Source organism: Paenibacillus sp. BAC0078, assembly GCF_054483875.1.
Genome location: NZ_JBTLRW010000006.1, coordinates 289,886 through 310,741 on the forward strand (window position 1 = coordinate 289,886; position 20,856 = coordinate 310,741).

The 20,856-nt window shown below is 53.3% G+C and carries 18 protein-coding genes; 16 read left to right on the top strand and 2 right to left on the bottom strand.

Annotated elements, in window-relative coordinates:
• Positions 1-138: 138 nt before the first annotated feature.
• From ACX1DY_RS14200 to ACX1DY_RS14230, 7 genes are all read left to right on the top strand, one after another.
• On the top strand, positions 139-372 hold the full coding sequence (locus ACX1DY_RS14200) for a hypothetical protein (RefSeq protein WP_458964842.1): 234 nt from the start codon (positions 139-141) through the stop codon (positions 370-372).
• A gap of 173 nt (positions 373-545) precedes the next feature.
• Positions 546-932, top strand: coding sequence for a spore coat protein (locus ACX1DY_RS14205; RefSeq protein ID WP_458964843.1), 387 nt, complete (start codon positions 546-548; stop codon positions 930-932).
• A 187-nt stretch (positions 933-1,119) separates the two neighbouring features.
• Complete coding sequence (locus ACX1DY_RS14210) at positions 1,120-1,620, top strand: Lrp/AsnC family transcriptional regulator (protein WP_458964844.1); 501 nt, start codon at positions 1,120-1,122, stop codon at positions 1,618-1,620.
• A gap of 13 nt (positions 1,621-1,633) precedes the next feature.
• Complete coding sequence (locus ACX1DY_RS14215; RefSeq protein ID WP_458964845.1) at positions 1,634-2,854, top strand: aminotransferase class I/II-fold pyridoxal phosphate-dependent enzyme; 1,221 nt, start codon at positions 1,634-1,636, stop codon at positions 2,852-2,854.
• A gap of 183 nt (positions 2,855-3,037) precedes the next feature.
• Positions 3,038-3,244, top strand: coding sequence for an aspartyl-phosphate phosphatase Spo0E family protein (locus ACX1DY_RS14220; RefSeq protein ID WP_458964903.1), 207 nt, complete (start codon positions 3,038-3,040; stop codon positions 3,242-3,244).
• Positions 3,245-3,407: 163 nt separating this feature from the next.
• Complete coding sequence (locus ACX1DY_RS14225; protein ID WP_458964846.1) at positions 3,408-4,037, top strand: TetR/AcrR family transcriptional regulator; 630 nt, start codon at positions 3,408-3,410, stop codon at positions 4,035-4,037.
• A 32-nt stretch (positions 4,038-4,069) separates the two neighbouring features.
• Positions 4,070-4,963 (top strand): alpha/beta fold hydrolase, encoded by an 894-nt coding sequence (locus ACX1DY_RS14230; RefSeq protein WP_458964847.1) that lies wholly within the window; start codon positions 4,070-4,072, stop codon positions 4,961-4,963.
• A 37-nt stretch (positions 4,964-5,000) separates the two neighbouring features.
• Here ACX1DY_RS14230 and ACX1DY_RS14235 read toward each other — a convergent pair whose 3' ends face one another.
• A complete protein-coding gene (locus tag ACX1DY_RS14235) occupies positions 5,001-5,414 on the bottom strand; it encodes a GNAT family N-acetyltransferase (protein ID WP_458964848.1) in 414 nt (137 codons plus the stop codon).
• 224 nt (positions 5,415-5,638) lie between these two features.
• Between ACX1DY_RS14235 and ACX1DY_RS14240 the strand changes: the two genes are divergently transcribed.
• From ACX1DY_RS14240 to ACX1DY_RS14280, 9 genes are all read left to right on the top strand, one after another.
• On the top strand, positions 5,639-6,202 hold the full coding sequence (locus ACX1DY_RS14240) for a cob(I)yrinic acid a,c-diamide adenosyltransferase (RefSeq protein WP_458964849.1): 564 nt from the start codon (positions 5,639-5,641) through the stop codon (positions 6,200-6,202).
• 1 nt (position 6,203) lies between these two features.
• Entirely contained in the window at positions 6,204-7,265 is a 1,062-nt protein-coding gene (locus ACX1DY_RS14245; RefSeq protein ID WP_458964850.1) for an RluA family pseudouridine synthase, read from the top strand.
• A gap of 26 nt (positions 7,266-7,291) precedes the next feature.
• Positions 7,292-7,576, top strand: coding sequence for a hypothetical protein (locus ACX1DY_RS14250; RefSeq protein WP_458964851.1), 285 nt, complete (start codon positions 7,292-7,294; stop codon positions 7,574-7,576).
• A 90-nt stretch (positions 7,577-7,666) separates the two neighbouring features.
• The gene (locus tag ACX1DY_RS14255) at positions 7,667-8,032 is read left to right on the top strand and encodes an arsenate reductase family protein (RefSeq protein WP_458964852.1); all 366 of its coding nucleotides are present in this window, start codon (positions 7,667-7,669) and stop codon (positions 8,030-8,032) included.
• Between the two features lie 77 nt (positions 8,033-8,109).
• Positions 8,110-8,997 (top strand): 5'-3' exonuclease, encoded by an 888-nt coding sequence (locus ACX1DY_RS14260; RefSeq protein WP_458964853.1) that lies wholly within the window; start codon positions 8,110-8,112, stop codon positions 8,995-8,997.
• A gap of 346 nt (positions 8,998-9,343) precedes the next feature.
• Positions 9,344-15,982: a chitobiase/beta-hexosaminidase C-terminal domain-containing protein gene (locus ACX1DY_RS14265; protein WP_458964854.1), complete on the top strand. Its 6,639-nt coding sequence runs from the start codon at positions 9,344-9,346 to the stop codon at positions 15,980-15,982.
• Positions 15,983-15,999: 17 nt separating this feature from the next.
• Positions 16,000-17,706 (top strand): S-layer homology domain-containing protein, encoded by a 1,707-nt coding sequence (locus tag ACX1DY_RS14270; RefSeq protein WP_458964855.1) that lies wholly within the window; start codon positions 16,000-16,002, stop codon positions 17,704-17,706.
• Between the two features lie 233 nt (positions 17,707-17,939).
• Entirely contained in the window at positions 17,940-19,433 is a 1,494-nt protein-coding gene (locus tag ACX1DY_RS14275; protein WP_458964856.1) for an alpha-N-arabinofuranosidase, read from the top strand.
• A 13-nt stretch (positions 19,434-19,446) separates the two neighbouring features.
• Complete coding sequence (locus tag ACX1DY_RS14280) at positions 19,447-19,722, top strand: DUF6171 family protein (RefSeq protein ID WP_019912316.1); 276 nt, start codon at positions 19,447-19,449, stop codon at positions 19,720-19,722.
• A 140-nt stretch (positions 19,723-19,862) separates the two neighbouring features.
• Here the strand turns inward: ACX1DY_RS14280 and ACX1DY_RS14285 are convergent, their stop codons facing one another.
• Positions 19,863-20,798: an ArsR/SmtB family transcription factor gene (locus tag ACX1DY_RS14285; RefSeq protein ID WP_458964857.1), complete on the bottom strand. Its 936-nt coding sequence runs from the start codon at positions 20,796-20,798 to the stop codon at positions 19,863-19,865.
• Positions 20,799-20,856 lie beyond the last annotated feature (58 nt).

The window sequence follows — 20,856 nt, forward strand, 5'->3', positions numbered from 1 at the left end:
ATATCGTATTATTGGCCGCTGTGCGGACTCTCATGCGCGGGCAACGCCTTTTTACCTTGTGCACAGCAGCACATAAAGAGCAGAGGTCCCAGGCATACTAAGGACTGCTTGAACATTTTGAAGGAGGGAATTCAGAACATGCAATCAACGCAAATGCAGGCGCTTAGCGGAAAAGAACTGGAATATATCGTGGACTCCATTTCCAACGAGGATTTGCTGCTCAAGCAGTTGGCCGCTACCGCTGGAACGACCCAGAACTCCACGGTACACCAGATTTGCATCCAGCAAATCCAAAGCCATACCCATCATATGGATACGCTAGTGCATCTGCTCCATCAGCATCAGCAATACGCACCGACACAGCCGCAATAAATCAGCTAGAGAGTATTACTCACAAAACTAAGTTTATGCTTCCGAAGCGAGTTTTGAACGAAGCTTATTCAGGAAGCAGTTGCTCACAAAACTTTCAGCGTATGCTTTCGAAGTCAGTTTTGCGAAGAGGATTCACGAAAGCAGATGCTACAAAACTTTTAGGAGGTTTTTTCGTGTACGCACAAAGTGGATCGGCATTTATGTCGGATGAGGATTTAATGAACACAATTTTGGCTGATTTGAAGCGGACCGTCCGCGAATATACTACGGCCGCAACAGAGTCGAATTGTCCAACGGTTCGGAGGGTATTCACGGACCTGACGATGGATACGCTGCGCCTTCAAGGGGAGCTTTACACGAAGATGTCCCAAATGAACATGTACACCGCTCCGGGCAAAGCGCTGCGTCAGGATCTGGACAAGGAAATTCAGTCCGCCGAGCAAACCCGGCAGAAATGCCAGCAGTTCGTGCAGCAGAAGACTGGCAACGCCGGAGCCTACGCACAGGCTGGACAGGTTCCAACGCATCAATCGAGCACGCATAACCCGTACTACATGTAAATCTGCACCCCTTGTACAGAGAGGAAAGGCTAATGTGGGCAGAATATTCGAGGTTAAGGGAGCAGAGGGACTTCAACAGTCTCTCTGTTTTTTGCTGTTCTGCACTTGCCGGCCGGTCTGATTTTTGTTTGCAGAACTCCCATTTTCATGTCATATTAGTATTAAACTCTTTACGCGGAGGGAAGGCATGAAGGAAATGAATGAACTGAAGAGGAAAGTGCTGGAACTGCTCAAGGAGGACGCGCGAAGCTCATCTGCGCTAATGGCGACTTTGCTTGGAGCGGAAGAAGAGGATATCAAACAGGCCATTGCAGAAATGGAAAAAGACCATGTGATTGTAAAATATGCGACAGTTGTAAACTGGGATAAGGTCGATGATGAACGGGTAACCGCTCTGATCGAGGTGCAGATTACACCGGAACGCGGCCGCGGCTTCGAAGGCATTGCTGAACGGATATACCTGTATCCGCAGGTGAAATCGGTCTATCTGATGTCAGGCGCCTATGACCTGTTAGTGGAAGTAGAGGGCCGCAATCTGCGGGAGGTCGCCAATTTTGTCTCCGAGAAGCTGTCGCCGATTGATTCGGTGCTCTCTACCAAAACCAACTTTACTCTCAAAAAATATAAACAGGACGGTATCATCTTTGAAGAGCATGAGGAAGACAACCGTCTTATGATATCTCCGTAAAGGAAGTAATCACATGATCACTAATAACAGTCAGCACACCGGAGATACAGGCAAATCCATGAGCTCATATTTGTCCCCGCTGGTCCAGCAAATCCAGCCATCGGGCATCCGTAAATTTTTTGATCTGGCGGCAGGCAGCAAGGATATCATTTCCCTGGGGGTCGGGGAGCCGGACTTCAAGACACCTTGGCATGTGAGGGAAGCCTGCGTGTATTCGCTAGAAAGAGGCTTCACCGGCTATACCTCAAATGCAGGCATGCCGGAGCTGCGGGAAGGTATTGCCGAATATTTGCACACCCGCTTCGCAGTGGAGTACAATCCGGCTAATGAGATTATCGCTACGGTGGGCGGCAGTGAAGCGATTGATCTGGCGCTGCGCGCCTTAATCTCGCCGGGAGATGAAATCCTTATCCCTGAGCCATGTTATATTTCCTACTCGCCGATTACCGCTATTGGCGGCGGGATTCCTGTAGGAATCGAGACCTTTGGGGAGGACAACTTCAAGCTTACCGCAGAGGGGCTGGAAGCCAAGATTACCCCGCGTTCCAAAATTCTTATTCTTTGTTATCCCAGCAATCCGACAGGCGCGATCATGAGCCGTGAGGATTGGGAGCCGATTGCGAAGGTAGTGGAGAAGCATGATCTCATCGTCATCTCCGATGAAATCTATGCCGAACTGACATATGGAAGTACCCATGTCAGCTTCGCTTCCCTGCCGGGCATGAAGGACCGGACGATTCTGGTCAGCGGCTTCTCCAAGGCTTTTGCCATGACCGGCTGGCGGATGGGCTATGCTTGCGGTCACCCGGATTTAATCTCCGCGATGCTGAAGATTCACCAGTACACCGTCATGTGCGCTCCGTCGATGGGCCAGGTGGCTGCGCTGGAAGCATTGACCAATGGCATGGAGGAGAAGGACCGGATGGTCGACTCCTATAATCAGCGCCGCCGTCTCATTGTCAAGGGATTGCGCGATGCCGGCCTGGATTGCCATGAGCCGCAAGGCGCATTTTACGCATTTCCGAGCATCCGCCGCACCGGACTGACCTCCGACCAGTTTGCCCAGCGCTTGCTACTTGAATTCAAGGTGGCTGCGGTTCCCGGCAGTGTGTTCGGTCTTGGCGGTGAAGGTTATCTGCGTTGCTCCTATGCCACCTCGGTTTCCCAGCTCAATGAGGCTATTGAGCGGATCGGGGCGTTTGTCACACAGCTCGAACGTGAACGAACGGAATAGTGCGTGAGAATGAAGCAAATAGGACTATAGCGGATCTCCCTCCTGTATGGTATTATTTTACTCTAAGGACAAGAAACACCTGTAATAGTACTTACAAGGACTTTTCTATTCTGAATAATACATTTAGGAGGGATGATTGTGCTCAGCGCCGATTATTACTTGCCTTCCTACGGTGGGGAATGTTTGACCGGAAGCGGGAAACGCCCCCCCAAGGGTGATGTCAACGCACGCAGACTCTCTTTGGAAGATGAAATTCGGGTACTCCGCGGGAAAATGGAACAGCTTTTTGTGCAGGAGAACTCCTTTACCTCGGCTAACGTTATTGAAATCAGCAGCCTGCTGGACCTGAAGATTAATGAATACATGAAGAGACGTTCCCGCAGGGGCTAGAATGCCTAGTGAAGAGAATGTCGTAGTGGGTACCTTCGGGTCCCTTTTTTTTTGTGATTCAGTACGGCGCAGCCTTTGCTGCTTGGTGGGATAACATTTATTTACATAGTAATCCATATAGTGTTATTATGAATGAAGATTCATTCAAAAGGAGGAACTCTACTTGAGTGTACAGAGTAAGCTTTTGGAGATGAGGTTCATTGAGGGCTTTGAGCGATTGGCTCCTGATGATGCGACCCGCCAGATTATCACGCACGCTATAGAAGTATTTTCTAAAAAGGGCTTTGCCGGTACCAAAATTAAGGACATCGCCCTCAGTGCCGGGTTCAGCCAGGGTTATGTGTATACTTATTTCAAATCCAAGGAGGAGATTTTTACTAAGGTTGTCGAGCTTGCCTCTGAAGGGGCAGGATTATCGGTTCAGTATGCTGCTGAGCTGGAAGGGACTGCTTGGGAGAAAATATTGTGGCTGACCGAAGCCTTTCTGTCGTCTGACAGCCTGGCTATGCAGCATTGGCGGCTGATTTTGCTTCAGACCTCCACAACCGATGCGATCCCGGAGGAAGCGAAGCGCATCGCCCAGGATAAAATCAGACTGCCCTTTGAACATCTGGTTCCGCTAATTATCGAGGGCCAACAGGCTCATGAGATTGTAGACGGAGATCCGCTGCTTATCGCTATTGCCTATTTTTCATTTATCCAGGGTCTGGGTATTGCAAGAATTCAAACCTCGCAGGAAGCCCCCTTCCCGTCAGCCGAGCTGATTCTGCGTTTTATGAAGAGGGACTGTTAGCCGGACAAATACCTTGAAGGATGGGATCTGCTATGGTGAAGATTTTTAAAAGTGAAGTCGGCAGAGAGACAGTGCTGCAATCTTACGATTCGCTTCTTGAACGGTGGAATACTGAGATTGAAGAGAAGGATATTGTCACTCCATACGGTACGACACACTGTGTTTTTGCCGGCAATGCTGCAAATCCGCCGCTGCTGCTCTTTCACGGGGTAGGCGACAACTCGGCAGTCATGTGGCTGCTCAATATGGAGACGCTGTCCCATCATTTTTACTGCATTGCGGTGGATACCCTAGGCGGGCCGGGAAAAAGTGTTCCTAACGAAAATTACACCAAACAGACGTTCAGCCAGGTAGACTGGATAACCAGCATTGCGGACAGCCTGAAGCTCGGGAGGTTCCATATCGCAGGTGTATCGAATGGGGCATACATGGCCTACAATTACGCAACGATGGAGAGTGAACGGGTTGAGCGCGTGGTCTGTATGGAAGGGGGAATGATCACTGCACCGGTCAAGGCGATGGTACAAACCCTGCTGATGATGTTTCCTGAAATCCTCCTGCCTACCCGCAGCAACCTGCTCAAGGTTGTCCAAAAGCTTAGCTCGCCAAACTCCCGCATGTTCGAGAAGCATCCGGAGGTGGCCGACCATCTGGTGCTGTTAATGAAGAATCACAATCAGCAGGCCATGTTCATCCATAAGCTGCAGCGGTACGATAAGGAGAGAGCGCTTCGCATCAGAGATAGGCTCTATTTTTTACTGGGCGATTACAAGCTGGACCATAAGCAGGATTTCATCAGGCTGCTGAAGGATGGAGATTTTCGGTATCAAGTTATACCGGACGCCGGGCATGGCGTTAACCATGAGCAGCCGGAGGCCGTCAACCGGGAAATGATAAGCTTTTTACAAGGCAGCAGCAATTATTGATACGGAGGAGTAATGATTGGCGCTGTCTTCCGCTGAACTATTGTTCCAGTTTCTTAGTTAGAAGGATTTCCAATGGCTCGTCTTCGAGCAATAAGCACCCTGAATCCCGATAACCCAATTTTCTATAAAAATGCTGGGCGCCTTCATTGGCTTGCGTGGATGTCATCACCAATTGAAATCCCCTCATCTTCATTTCATCCTCCCAGAAAAGAAGGGCTCTTTTCCCTAATCCATTGCTTCGGTAGGGTTCATCTATCCAAATCATGTTCATAAAAGGGGTGTTGTCCCAAAAATAACCGAAGCGCATCCACCCTACATTAACTTCAGATTTATTTTGAAAAATGTAAATCTCATTCCTGCTAATTTTGGATGAAATCAAATGTTCTGAGATATGACGGTCATGTTGTCTAATATATTCATAGTCGGAATCCGTTGCAGCAATAATCCTCAATTTGACTGCTCCTTTACGATGTTCAATTAGATTTATGATACAGTGTTCCTTTGCTCTAAAGGAAGGGGGATTTTTTATATAGTTATTTTTTACGTGCTGCATGCAGAGTGCGGGTTGGGATCAGGGACTTATTTACATGGTGAAAATGACGATCTTTGTTTGCCTTATTTATAGTTGAACGTTTAAACTAATACTATGTGACTGAAAGTCAGGAGGGTCAAGAAATGGCGATTTATACACGCACGGGTGACAAGGGAGAGACGTCGGTTATCGGCGGCAGAGTAGGCAAGGACGACGTGCGCGTTGAAGCTTACGGAACTATCGACGAGCTGAACTGCTTTGTCGGGCAGGCGCGCAGTCTGATGGAGGATGAGAAGTTCGCGGATGTCCGGGAGCAGCTTCTGGAGATTCAGCATGAGCTGTTCGATTGCGGCTCGGATCTGGCTTTTGTGAAGATCAGCGAGAGCAAATATAAGGTGAAAAGCGAGATGGCAGTACGTCTTGAGGGCTGGATTGATCTGCTGCAGGCGGAGAATCCGGTGCTGGAGCGCTTCATTCTGCCGGGGGGAAGCCAGTTGTCTTCGGTGCTGCATGTGTGCCGGACCGTCTGCCGCCGGGCGGAACGGCGCGCGGTTACGCTGGGACGCAGTGCGGATATCAACCCGGAGGCCGTAATCTATCTGAACCGGCTGTCGGATTATTTCTTTGCGCTGGCCCGTGCGGCTAATACGCGGCTTGGGGTTGCTGATGTGGAATATGTGCGCAGCAAAAAGGTGTTCCGCAATTAATATGACGAGCTATTATTCACCTATATCCTATCAAGTGCCGCCGTCCGAGGACGGCTGGCTGCTTAAGACGATTCTGCAGAAGCGGATGGACGTATCGCGCAAGCTGCTGTCCCGGCTCAAAATGACAGAGCAGGGCATCATGCTGAATGGCGAGCGGGTCTACATCAGCGTCCAGGTCCATGCCGGAGATCTTGTGGAAATCCGCATGGAGCAGGAAACCTCGGAGGACATTTTGCCGCAGCCGCTTCCGTTCGAGATTCTTTATGAGGACGAGCATCTTCTTGTTGTCAACAAAGCGGCAGGCATCATTGTACATCCGACGCATGGGCATTATACCGACACCCTTGCTAATGGAGTTGTCTATTACTGGGCGCAAAAAGGAGAGCAGTACCGCTTCCGCCCTGTCCACCGCCTGGACCAGGAAACGTCCGGCGTGCTGGTCATTGCGAAGAATCCCTACAGCCACCAGCATATTTCCGAGCAGATGATTGCCGGAACGGTGGACAAGCGCTATGCTGCTTTTGTGCATGGCGTTCCTGCTGCGCCAAGCGGGGATATCGACGGTCCCATCGACCGCGACCCGCTGGAGCCGCACCGGCGGATTGTGACGCCGGACGGCTATCCCTCCTTGACCCGCTATGAGGTCAAGGAGGTCTATCCCGGCGCAGCGCTAGTGGAGCTGAAGCTGGAGAGCGGCCGCACCCACCAGATCCGGGTGCATATGAGCTCCATCGGCTGCCCGCTGATCGGCGACGGCATGTACCGCCACAGGCTCTACGGCCAGGCGGAGCTGGGCGGGGGGCCTGGTCTGGAGCGGATTGCGGAACTGGACGCGGGAGAGCGAGCGGAGCTGGAGCGGATTGCGGAACTGGACGCGGAAGAGCAAGCGGAGCTGGAGCGGATCGTGGAGCTGGACGCGTCCATTCCGCGCCAGGCGCTGCATGCCGTGCGGCTGGCCTTCCAGCATCCGGTGCTGCGCACGGAGCTGGTTTTTGACGCTCCGCTGCCGCCGGATATGGCGCGGCTGCAGGAGAAGCTGTGGCGGATGGCGGCTGAAGGTTAGCCGTTGCTGATCGAGTCGCCGCCACTTTGGGTGAAAACAACGGCAAAAATACCGTTGTTACCCGAGTTGCCGCCGCTTTAAGCGCCAACAACGGCAAAAATGCCGCTGTTGCCCGAACTGCCGCCACTTTAGGCGCCAACAACGGCAAAAATGCCGCTGTTGCCCGAACTGCCGCCACTTTGGGCGCCAACAACGGTAAAAATGCCGTTGTTGAGCGAGCAGCCGCCACTTTAAGCGCCAACAACGGTAAAAATGCCGTTGTTGAACGAACTGCGGCAGCTTTGGGTGCCAACAACGGCAAAATGCCGTAGTTGCCCGAGTCGCCGCCACTTTGGGCGCCAATAACGGCAAAAATGCCGTTGTTGAGCCAAAGCATATTACTTTTACTGAAGGAGTAGCCAATGAGTCACCTGAAGGTTTATCAATATCCGAAATGCGGTACCTGCCGCAGTGCTGTGAAATGGCTGAAGGAAGCGGGGTATGAGCTGGAGCTGCAGCATATCGCCGAGCAGCCGCCGACTGTAGAGGAGCTGCGCGTGCTGGTTGCGAACAGCGGGCTTGAGCTTAAGAAGTTTTTTAATACGAGCGGTGAAGTCTATAAAAATCTTGGACTGAAGGACAAGCTTCCTGGCCTGAGTGAAGATGAGCAGTTGGCCTTGCTGTCGGGCAGCGGCATGCTGATCAAACGTCCGATCGTCACTGACGGCAAGAAGGTTACCGTGGGCTTCAAGGAAGAGCAGTATGCAGAAGCTTGGAGCCAAGCCTGATTTTTGCAGTTCATCCGCTGGTGCGGTATACATCAAGAAGTAAGCCTAAACTAAGAACAAACAAGGAGAGGTTACACATGAGCGCAGAAACTAAGGGCCGGGTAATGATCGTCGATGGAATGGCTCTGCTGTTCCGGGCTTTTTATGCGACTTCTTATTCTGGATATATTCGTAAAACTAGCAACGGGTTGCCTACAAATGCGGTGTATGGATTTATTCAATACTTTTTTGATGCAATTAACAATTTCAACCCGACACATGTTATTTGCTGCTGGGATATGGGGAGCAGTACTTTTCGTACCGAAACCTATAGCCAGTACAAACAAAATCGTTCAGAGGCTCCACTTGAGCTTCTGCCGCAATTCAACTTAGTCAAAGAAGTCGTGTCTGAAATGGGTGTGCCCAATATTGGCCTAACCGGGTACGAAGCTGATGATTGTATTGGCACGCTGGCAAAAAAATTTCAAGGCGACACTGAGGTGTTTATTTTAACCGGAGATCATGACATGCTTCAGTTAATCACTGAACAGATAAAAGTTGTAATAATGAATAAGGGACGTTCTAATTACACTGTGTATGATTTAGAGACTCTATTTACTGCTAAGCAGCTAACTCCCCTGCAGGTGATAGATTTAAAGGCGTTTATGGGGGATACTAGTGATAATTATCCAGGGGTTAAAGGTATAGGTGAAAAGACCGCCCTTAAGCTGTTGAGCGAGTACGGATCTGTTGAAGGCTGTCTCGAATGCCTTGAAATGCTTCCTGCAGGCATTAAGAAGAAAATTGAAGAAAACCTGGACATGCTGCACCTTTCAAGAGATTTGGCTAGAATCCGCCTGGATGTGCCAATTGAATGTGATCTCAATGAATGTCTATGGAATCTGCGTCATGAGGCTGCCACAAAGAAATTTGAGGAATTGGAGTTTGGCGGTCTTGTAAAAATACTCGGTGAGGCAGTGAGTTAAATAATATATTTTTCTTATTAGGTAAACGGTCCTCCATCTCGCTGATGGAGGGCCGTTTTGCTGTTCACAGTCCGATTGTTTGCAATTGTTCAATTTTGAAGATATGTATACAGGCGAAAAGATAGCTTTGTTCACTCGCAGCAGAATGTTGCACTTACCGATCCCGCCATTCTTCCTTTATAATCCAATCAAAAAAGAGAGAACCATGCCCATAGGCAGTATTGTTTTATAAGCGTTTGTGATTTAAGAGGGGGGATGGAAGGGGTAAGATCCGGAGCGATTCGGAGCAGAGGCAGAATAACGGTATTCTATGACTTTTACATTAATAACGAAAAGGAGAATGGCAATGGGATTGAGGTCAACGCTGAGACAAGCCTGGACAAGGACACTGCGTGCATCGTTAATTGTAAGCGTATTCATAGGAAGCCTTTCGCCAGTTCCTTATGCTCACGCAGCGGATTTCGATGTTAGCTCGCTGGACAGTGTGACGGTGGCGTATTATCCATTGAACACCACATATCAATATCAGAACAAGCTGAACACGTCGCAGACATTAAGCGGCAGTTCCCCGGTCTGGAACGCGCAATATGTGTCGCTCGTTAATCCGGGCAATGCCAATAACGGCCATATTGCCGGCACGAACCCGGGCGCGGCCGTTACGGGAGATAAAATCTCTTTCTCGCTCGACATCAAGCTGAACGGGAACCAGACGCGGACGACGAGCGCGGCTAACACCCTTCTGTCCTACGGGGCCGACAACAATAACAACATCACCTTGCGGCCCTATTACAGTACAGGCAAAGCGGCGGTTGTGCTGAAGCAGGGTGGAACGGATGCCGTGGTGGCCTCCTTCGACGCTCCGGCAGCCGATATGTGGCATAACTATACGATTGCGCTGGACGGCACAGCAGGTACAGGCAAGCTGACCGTGTGGGTGGACGGGGTCAAGGCGGCGGAGGTCGCTTCGAATGGAATCGGAGCCGATAAAATCGGCAACGGGCAGTTCCGGCTCAACCGTACGATTGCGACCTTCTCCAACCTCGATTCACACTACCGCGATGTCCGTGTATTCAAAGATGCGCTGGATGCGCAGGCGGCGGATTACTTCGCGGGGGAGATCCGGCTGTTTGCGTGGAATGATCTGCTTGCATCGCAGACGCTGGCGGACGGGCTGGAGGTCCGCAGCAATGTAGCACTGCTCAGCGATCCGAACATCGTCTGGACCTCAAGCGATACGAATGCGATTAATCCGGCCACCGGCGCGGTGACGCGCCCGGCACAGGGAGAAAGCGCTAAAACCGTCACGCTGACGATGACCTGGTTCGGCTACAGCAAGTCTTACACCGTGAAGGTGCCGCCGGTTGATGCCGGGGACAATCTGATTGCGAGCTTCAATTTCGACAATACCGTAAGCGGGCTGACCGGAGGTGTGGCGAAGGCTGCCGTTCAAGGTACAGCCAGCTATGCCGATTCGTTCGAGGGCAACGGCAAAGCGGCAAATATCAGCAGCAGCTTCTGGCTGAATATTACGAAGACCGACGGTAAGCCGCTGCTGGCCGGACTGAACGAGCTGACGATTTCCTATGACAGCAAGCCCAGCGGAGGCAGCGGCTGGGCGCTGTTCGCTGCTCCGAATACGAATGCGCAGTCATACCTGAACGAGCATTATTTGGGCGTCATCGACACCGCCTCCGCCGTTACCGTGGAGCGGTACAACAACAGCGGCACACGCCCTGCAAGTGCGCAGACTGCCGGCAGCTCCAACTGGAAGCATGTCGATATCGTCATATCGGCGGCGGACACCAAGCTGTATATCGACGGCGAGTTGAAGTCAACTGTGGGCAGCAGCTATGCGCTGACCAGCATCCTGACCTCATCGGGCGGCATTCTTCAGCTCGGGAAGGGGAACTGGGGCTCGGGCGAATATTATGCCGGACTGATCGACAATTACCAGATTTTTAACAAAGCGCTGTCGCTGGAGGAATTGACTGAATTCCGTGTGACGAACATTTCACCGGTCATCTCCCCTGCAGCAGGACAAATTTACGGGCCGGTTACGATCTCGCATCCGGCAGGCAGCAAGTATATTTACTACACGACCGACGGTACGGACCCAAGCCTTGACAGTAAGCCGTACACAGGCCCCTTCCAAGTAGCTAAAGGCACAACGGTCAAAGCGGCCGCCATCACTGCGAGCGGCAGCAGCAGCGCCATCACGACCGTGGCATATTACGGCAGCGAGTGGGCGGCCACGGCAACCGAATTCCGGCTGGACGGACAGAATACGGTCAACAATGTGAAAATTTCCTGGCCTGTCATTTCGGGCACCGACTATTACGAGATATACCGCGGCGATGTGCTTGTCAACCGGACCTACGGGGATACGATTGACGAATACGGCCTTGCCGCAGGCCAGAATTACAGCTACACCGTCAAGGCGGTCAGCAAAGGTGAAGTCATTGCAGCCGCGCAGACGAATACAGTCAGCACTTTCTCCTACGATCCTTCAGCCATTGTGAAGACTAAGGACAACTATACCGGTGCAGAGAATCTCAAGCAGGGCGATACGACTGGGGTCAAGGTCGGAGGCACTTGGTACAGCTACACATACCGGGCGGTCAAGGATGCCGATACCGGGATTGTCACGACCGGTATATACGAGCTGACAGGCACCGATGGACATACGTACGGCAATGAACGCCTGCTCGGCTCGTTCAGCGATATGCGGGTGGAGAGCGAAGGCTACCGGCTTAATCCGGCTAACGGGAAAATCATCTTCACCGCACACGAGGAAGCGAGCAGCGGCTACGGGCGTGCCGCCTTGTTCCTTGGGTCGGTGACTCCGGGCGGGAATGATTTTGCGTCCACCTTCAGAGGCCGGCCGTTCAATCAGGAATCGCGCGACATGTCGCTGTTCGTCGATGATGACGGCACAGGCTACATTCTGTATGCGACCCGCAACAACAGCGATATCGGCATTGCCAAGCTGGATGCGGGCTGGGAGCAGCCTGTGACACTGGTGAACACCGTGTTCGTGAACAAGCACAAGGAATCGCCGTCCATTCTGAAATATGACGGACGGTATTACTTCTTCGGCTCTACGGCCAACGGCTGGTATCCAAGCCAGGCGGAATATGCCTCCGCGGATTCTCTTGCCGGAGAGTGGACACCGCTCCGGCCAATCGGCAACGGCTCCTCCTTTGCGACCCAGGCGAACGGGACCGCCTCCTGGACAGGAACGAACGGGCGGACTGCCTTCGCCTTGAACGGGTACCATTGGGGTGCGCAATACGCCGCCAATTATCCCGATCCGATGGGAACTTACGCAAGGCTGTTCCCGATGGTGTTCCATAACGGCGTCGCGACGGCCGACTGGTTCCACCGGCTTGATCTGGACCCGGCCTACGGGATGATTCCAGTACAGTCGGGCCAGAACCTCTCACAGGGCAAGAAGGCTGTTGACTCCCAGGGGCTGGACGGGGCCGCCGTTACCGACGGAGCGGATCTTTCTTCCTCTTCCTGGGTAAGCCACAGCTCGCTTGGCTACAACATCGTCATTGATCTGGAGCAGTATGCGAAGCTGTCTGAGATCAACCTGACTACAAGAGAGGTGAACGGCTCGGATACGGCCTACCGTTTTACCCTGGAAGGCAGCAAGGACAAGGAGAACTGGACTAAGCTCGTAGACGGTTCGGCCAACAATGTCGTCGGCTTTGTTACGAATCCGATCACGGATGCCGGAAATTACCGGTATGTACGCTTAACCGTGAACGAGGTAATCAACGTAATGAACGGGCAAAATGCGACCTGGGCCGACGGCATCATCGAGCTGGCGGTGTTCGGAACGCCGTATGTGGACAAAGCGGCGCTGCAGGCGAAATACGACGAGAAGAAGGATACGGAGCGGGGCGCGTATACTGACGGAACCTGGGCCACGATTACCGCAGCGCTAAGCAATGCGGATAAAGTATTAGCCGATGCTTCCGCAACGCAGTGGGCTGTAGACCGGGCCGCGCTGCAGATTGACGAAGCCTTCAAATGGGCACAGACCGTCCACCCGGATAGAGTCGTGGATTACTCCACGGCTGGCGTTCCTGTCGGGGAAACCTGGTATGACACCGAGGGCAATCCGATCCAGGCGCATGGCGGCGGGTTCCTGCAGCAGGTGGCCGCAGACGGCAAGCCGATCTATTACTGGGTAGGGGAGAATAAGCTTCACAACGGCGCATCCTTCTATGCGGTGTCGCTCTACTCCTCGCGGGATCTGGTGAACTGGACTAACGAAGGCAATATTCTCGACCAGTTTGCCAAGACGGCAGAAGGCGCGGAATACGGGCTGCTGGATGCCAAATGGGAGCGGCCGAAGCTGATTTATAATGAGGCGACCGGAAAATACGTCCTCTACGGGCATTGGGAAACGTCGAACAGCTATGCGAGCAGCCAGATTGCGGTTGCAGTCGCGGATCGCCCGGAAGGGCCGTACACGTTCCTCGGACACTGGCGTCCAGGCGGTACCCTGAAAAACTGGCGCAGTGACGGCGGCATCTATCTCGACTCCGAATATTACAAGACCAGCGGCGTCAAGGTGACCGTCCCGGCCAGCGTGCAAAATGATACGAAGCAAATGGGCTACATTTCGCGCGACTTCACGGCTTTTACCGATGATGACGGCAAAGCATATCTCGTATCGGCAGAAGGCCATTCGATGCGCGTTCACCGGCTGAGCGCGGATTATACGGATATGGACCTGACGACTTATGAGTTCAGCGATCCTGCAACCAAAGCGGCCGATTTTGAATCCTACCACTTCTACGAGGATGTCGGACGTGAAGCGCCGGCGGTAGTCCGTGCGGATGACGGCTATTATATGGTATCGTCCGGCCAATCGGGCTGGCTGCCGAACCAGGGAACGGTCAGCTTCAACGCCGATCTCAAGGACCCTGAGGGCTGGACGCCGGTGAAGGCGGACGGGCAGATTATCGAAAAATATGCCTTCGGCAACAACAGCACCTACTACAGCCAGCCGACCAACATCATGAAGCTGACGGGTGAGGACGGCTCCAAAACGTATGTCTACATGGGCGACAGATGGCGGTCAAGCCAGCTTTCCGATTCACGTTATGTGTGGCTGCCGATTAAGTTCAACAATGCCGACCATACCGCTTCCGTATCGTTCACGACGGGCTGGAAGCTGAATGCGGCGACCGGAGCTGTGGAGCTTCCGCAGGCATATCTGGTGTCCCAGGGAAAAAATGCAACCATCACGGGCAATGCGGCCACAGGCATTGAAAAAGCAAACGACGGCTACGCCTTCAACCTGAATACGTGGGGCGATTCGAGCGCCTTCTTCGGCAATCTGGCCGCACCGTATGAGTACACGGTAGACCTGGGCGGTATTTACGACCTGTCACGGATTGATGTGGCCTACCGGCTGTACAACGGTTCGGAAATGTATCACCGGTATCAGATTTTCGGATCGAAGGATAACGAGAACTGGATCGAACTGGTCAACAACAGCACGAATATGTGGGCAGGCTTCAACTCCGATAAGCTGGTCGGACAGTACCGGTATGTGAAGCTGAAGGTCAATGAAGTGCGGCGTGTCAACAACGATGCGCTCAGCAATGGCTGGGGCAGCGGTCTGGTAGAGGTGCAGGTATATTCCACCTCGCCTGAGCCGTTCGTACTGACGCCGCCGAAGGCAAGTCTGGAATCGGGATCGTACCTGTATCCGCAAAAGGTGACGCTGTCTCCTCCGGCTGCCAATGCGAAAATCTATTACACGCTCGATGGCAGCACGCCTGCTGTAACCACTGCGACATACGCCACTTATCAGTATGCGCAGCCGATTGCTCTGCCGATCGGTGAAACGACGCTGAAGGCCGTTGCAGTCATCGACGGGGAAACAAGCGGTGTGCTGGAAAAGCATTATGTCCTGCAGGCGGACCGCGCCTCTCTGAACACAGCGGTTGCTGCGGCCAGGGCGCTCACTGAGGCCCATTATACGCCAGCAAGCTGGGCAGCGCTGCAAACGGCGCTGGAGGCGGCCATCGCTGTCCGTGATAACGGGCTGGCGACCGAGGCCGAGATTAAGGAAGCCATCGACGCGCTGCAGGCCGCAGTGGCCGATCTTACGCTGAAACCGCCTGCGTCTGCCGCGTTCACCTTAACAGGGCCGCCAAGCGTGATCGGCAATCAGACGTTTGACGCCATCTTCGGACTGAATACAGTAACGCAAAATGTGTATGCGCGCGAGTTCATCTTCCATTATGATCCGGCACAGCTCGACTATATCTCGGCAGAGGCGCTGAAGCCCGGATATACAGTTATGCAAGCGTCTACCGAGCCGGGCGTAATTCGCTATATTGCGGCTGACGGACAGCCGGAGGGAGGCGGTACCGGTCCGGCGGCGCTGCTGAAGATACAGCTTCAGGCCAAGGTGCCGGAGCAGACGGTAACCGGCAGCGTGTATTTGTCCGGTATCATTTTGACCGACAGCTCCGGCTTTGACACAACGGTAACCGAGAGCGTCTACTACAGCTTCGAGATTACGGCAATCTCCAAGACGGCGCTGAGTGAGGCGGTAGCGAATGCGCGGGCGCTGTACGATGCCGCCGTAGAGGGCACTCTTGCAGGTCAATATCCGGCAGGCTCCAAGGCTGCTTTATGGACTTCGATTGAAGCGGCGGTGAAGGTGCTCAGCAGCACTATGGCTACTCAAGCGGAGATCGAGCAGGCGATCCTGCAATTGCAGGCAGCAGTTCAAGTCTTCAAAGCATCCGTAATTGCCGGGGTGGCCGGAGATTTGAACGGAGACGGCAAAGTGGGGCTCGATGACGTGCTCCAACTGGTCAAGTTCTATTACGGCAAGAAGGCATCGGACCCGGGCTGGACGGAGTATGAGAAGGCGGATCTGAACAGGGACGGCATCATCGACATCGAGGATCTGTATGCGCTGGCGGGCCTGATTGTAGTCAGTCCATAAGAGAGGGGGCAATTTCGTTGAACAAGAAATTATTAGCAGTTGGTCTAGTCATTCTCATGCTCTGTTCCTTATGGCCTTCCGCAGGCTTTGCGGCGGATGAGCCGGAATTTTCCGTTAATGTCTCCAGGACAAAGGTGACGGCCGGCGAGCAGGTGGAGGTTCAGGTAAGTGTGAGCAAGGCCCGGGACTGGTCGGCTTTTGAGCTGAATCTGGGTTTTGATCCTGCAAAATGGTCTGTGAACAGCAATTCCTTTACCACGAATCTAAGCGGCGGCTTCAGCTCTATCGTCAATCCGGAGCTGCTGGACGCGGGCCAATTGCGCGCCGTTTACACGAAGCTGGGCAATGCGGCAGGCGATAGCGGGGCGGCAGTCCTCGGGAAGATCACCTTTACCGCCAAAGCGAACGGCACAAGCTCTTTTGCGCTGAAGACCATCAAAGTCAGACACAGCGGCGTCTGGTCTGTCTACACGCCTGATGCCAAGGCCTCCGTTACGGTTGCGAACAGCTCGAATGGAACGGGCGGCACTGGGACATTGCCGGACACAGCAGGCAAGCCCGGCGCAGCCGGAGGGGGACTCGTATTCAGAGCTGAACCCGATGAGAACGGAGTAGCATCGGTAAAGATTAATTCTGCCGGTCTACAGCAGGCAATCAGTCAGCTCAGCGGCAAAGACCTGACCATTGTTCTGCAGCCGGGAACGGGTGCCAAGCAGGTTGTAATCGAATTCCCGCTTGAAGAAATCCGGGGTGCGTTAGGGCAGAAGCTAAAGACAGTCACCATTAACAGCGGTTTGGCCAGCATCACGCTGAATGAGGCGTTTTTCGGCAAGAAAGCAGCCAAAACCGCGGGCAGTCTGCAGTTCTCTGTCGCGCAAGCTGGCTCTTCTTCCTTACCAGTGTCAGTACAGGATAAGGTCAGACCGGATGCGGTTATCTATGATTTCCAGTTGAAGCTGGATGGCAGCGCTGCGGGTGCTTTTGACAAGAAAGAAGTAACGGTGAAGGTGCCTTATACACTGCAGCCGGGCGAAAAGGCGAATAAGGTTGTAGTCTATTATGTGGCGGATAACGGCACACTGGAGCCGGTGAAGAGCACCAAATATGATCCGGCTTCGAGAAGTGTAACGTTTCGTCCGCAGCATTTCAGCAAGTATGTGCCGGCGCATGCCGATGTGACCTATAAGGATCTGTCCAAAGCCGAGTGGGCCAGAGAGTCCATTGAGGCCTTGGCGGCCAGAGAGGCGATCACCGGAGTGGGCAGCGGACAATTCGATCCGAATGGACGTCTCAGCCGGGCGCAGTTCATTACGATGCTTATCAATTCATTTGATCTGCAGGATGCCGCCGCCGTCTCCCCGTTCACAGATACTCAGCCGGGCGCATGGTATTACACCGCTGTCGCCTCGGCCCAGAAGCTGGGCATTATCGAAGGCAAGCCGGATGGCAGCTTTGGAGTGAATGACAGCATTAGCCGTCAGGATCTGGCGGTCATGCTGTACCGGGCTTCCAAGGTTCTCGGGCTGGAGTTGGGCGGATCGGCGGCAGCGGATGCTGCATTCAGCGATAAAGCAGAGATTGCGCTGTACGCCTCCGAAGCCGTTGCGGCAATGCAGCAGTATGGGATTGTGAACGGCTTAAGCGGCAATGTCTTTGCACCTAAGGGGTTATCGACCCGGGCACAGGCAGCGGTTATTTTGTACAGAACGCTTTTGCTGCATTAGGGTTTAACCCTATGCAAGAATGATACTACTGAAAAGCTGCTTCCGGGCGATACCCTGGGGCAGCTTTTTCTAGTATGTCCAGCGCGGGTGAATGTCCCGGATGGGGGCTTGCGAGCCCTTTTGATAGACAAGACGCTTTTGATGTTGACGAACCGAAAAGAAGAGTTTTATAATGTTAATATAATAATTAAATAATTAATAAATATATTAATTAAAGAGAGGCGGCATTTTTCATGGCTCAACGTATTGTGCTTAACGCGGATATCCGCAAGGGAACGATTAACCGGAACATCTATGGGCATTTCTCCGAGCATCTGGGACGCTGCATTTATGAAGGCATCTGGGTAGGAGAGGATTCGCCGATTCCGAATACCAAGGGTATCCGCAATGATGTTGTGGAAGCGCTTAAGGAAATCAAGGTGCCGGTGCTGCGCTGGCCGGGCGGCTGTTTTGCCGATGAATACCACTGGAAGGACGGCATCGGGCCGCGCGAAGGCCGCAAACGGATGATCAACACTCACTGGGGCGGCACGGTTGAGAACAACCATTTTGGTACCCATGAATTTATGGAGCTGTGCGCCATGCTGGAATGCGAACCGTACATTAACGGCAATGTGGGCAGCGGCACGGTTCAGGAAATGTCAGAATGGGTCGAGTATCTCACCTTTAACGGCGTTTCTCCAATGGCTGAGCTGAGAGAGAAGAATGGACGTCAGGAGCCTTGGGCTGTACAATATTTTGGCGTGGGCAATGAGAACTGGGGCTGCGGAGGAAATATGCGTCCTGAATACTACGCCGATCTGTATCGCCAATATCAGACGTATGTGCGCAACTACGGGGATAACCGTATCCACCGGATCGCCTGCGGCCCGAATTCGGATGATTACAACTGGATGGAAGTGCTGATGCGCGAAGCCTCCCGGTTTATGGATTCCATTACGCTGCATTACTATACGGTCCCTGGACCCTGGGAGCAGAAGGGCGCGGCTACCGGCTTTGAAGCTTCGGAATATTTCACAACGCTTGAAAAGGCGCTGCATATGGAAGATCTGATTACCCGCCACAGTGTGATTATGGACAAATACGATCCTGAGAAAAGAGTCGGCCTGATCGTCGATGAGTGGGGAACCTGGTATGATGTGGAGCCGGGCACGAATCCTGGATTCCTGTACCAGCAGAACTCGATCCGCGACGCGCTGGTGGCCGGACTGACGCTGAACATCTTCCACAAGCACAGCGACCGTGTGCGGATGGCGAACATTGCCCAGACGATCAACGTGCTGCAGGCGGTCATTCTGACCGAAGGGGAGAAAATGCTGCTGACTCCAACGTACCATGTGTTCAACATGTACAAGGTGCATCAAGATGCCGAGCTGCTGGATTTGACGGTGGAGAGCGGCTCTTACAGCATAGGCGGACGGGAAATCCCGGAAGTATCCGCTTCGGCTTCGGTCAACGCGGAAGGTGTGATTCACGTCAGCCTGTGCAACCTGAACCATGCGTCTACAGCTAAGCTTCCGCTGGAGCTGCGCGGTCTTGCAGGCCAAGCGGCAGAGATCACCGCCACTACGCTTGCCGGGGCAAAGATTGACGCCCACAACACCTTCAGCGAGCCGGAAGCGGTTGTTCCACAGCCGTTCACTGCATTTACGCTGGAAGGCAATACGCTTACTGTAGAGCTGCCGGCGATGTCGGTAACGGTACTGGAAATTACACCGAAGGCGTAAAAGGAGTACAGCTATGGCGACTACCACTGGCTGCAAAGGCTGCCGGGACGATTATAAGGTTACGGAAGCGCAGATTGCCCGTATTCTGGCGTCCTCCATGTTCAATGAGGATAACACCGCTTCGGATCAAGTGTATGCGGAGCGCATTGCTCTCTGCGGAGCCTGCTCCAAGCTGCAGGACGGTGTGACCTGTACCGCCTGCGGCTGCATTATACCGGTTGTTGCGCGGCTCAAGGCGCGCGGCTGTCCGCTTCCCGGCGGCGGACTATGGCAGCCGGTCACGGAATAAGCAGGCGGCGGAGAAGGCTTGCAGCCAGCGCCGCCTGAATTGAAAAGCCCCTATTCTCCGCATGCAATGTGCAGCGGCGATAGGGGCTTTTTATAGTGCTTATGCCTTCGGCTTGAGCGGGACATCCTTCAGGTCACAACTTAAGGAGCAGCCGTTTCTTTGGCATCGGCGCTGTCCGTATAAAACAGCTCAACCAGAATGTCTTCATTATAGTTGCCAAAGCCTTTGCCGAAGAGTGTAAGTCCGCCGACATGCTCGGCATCCTCCTCCACCGACAGCCTGAAGGTCCACTGCTTGCTCCGGATGCCCACCTCATCCAGCGTCACCCCGGAGAGCTTGTGTCCGTCCATGTAAGTGCCTTTGGGAGTAATGCGCAGCTGTTTGAGCAGACCATACTGATTGGTAAGCGGATGCCACCAGGCGGGCGTATATTTGCCTCTGCTGTCTCCATAGTCACCGGGACTTGTCCAGTAGCCCAGCTTGACGCCGTTCAGTGTAAAGGTGATGTCAGAGGGCCAATTATTATTGATGGACGGAGCCTCGGAGGCAATTTCCATCGTAATGACCAGTTCCTCCGGCTGCTCACTGGACAGCAGAAAGTTGGGGATTTTATACTCGACGTAGCCTTTGCCGAACCAGAGAATCGCCGCATTCATCCGCTCCAGATCCCAGAAATAACGCGGGTCGTCGAAACTGCCGATGATTTGCTCTGTAGTGGCCAGCCCGCAGGTCGGCTCAATCTGAAAGTCGGAATAATGCCCCACGGGCAGCTCGATGCGGTAGCTTTTGCGTTCGGCTCTCCCCGGGCCGGGAAAAATAATCTCCGCACCTTCTGCGGCTAGCGTGCAGATCTTTTGCAGACCGCTCCGCCCGGGGGCCATATGTGTCTGAATCAGCCCGGCAGTCTCCAGCTTGCGGACATGCATGGTCATAATGGCGCTGCTGAGCTTGGCCGCTGATGCCAGCTCCTTAACGTTCATTGGCTGAACGGCAAGCATGCGGAGCATGCGGAGGCGCACGGCGCTCGATAAGGCTTCGTATACAGGCAGTGATTCTTCGGTAAGATCGAGTTTCATAGACAGCCTCCAGGACAGGTTAGAAAATAAGAATTCATATATAGTTAATAATTATATT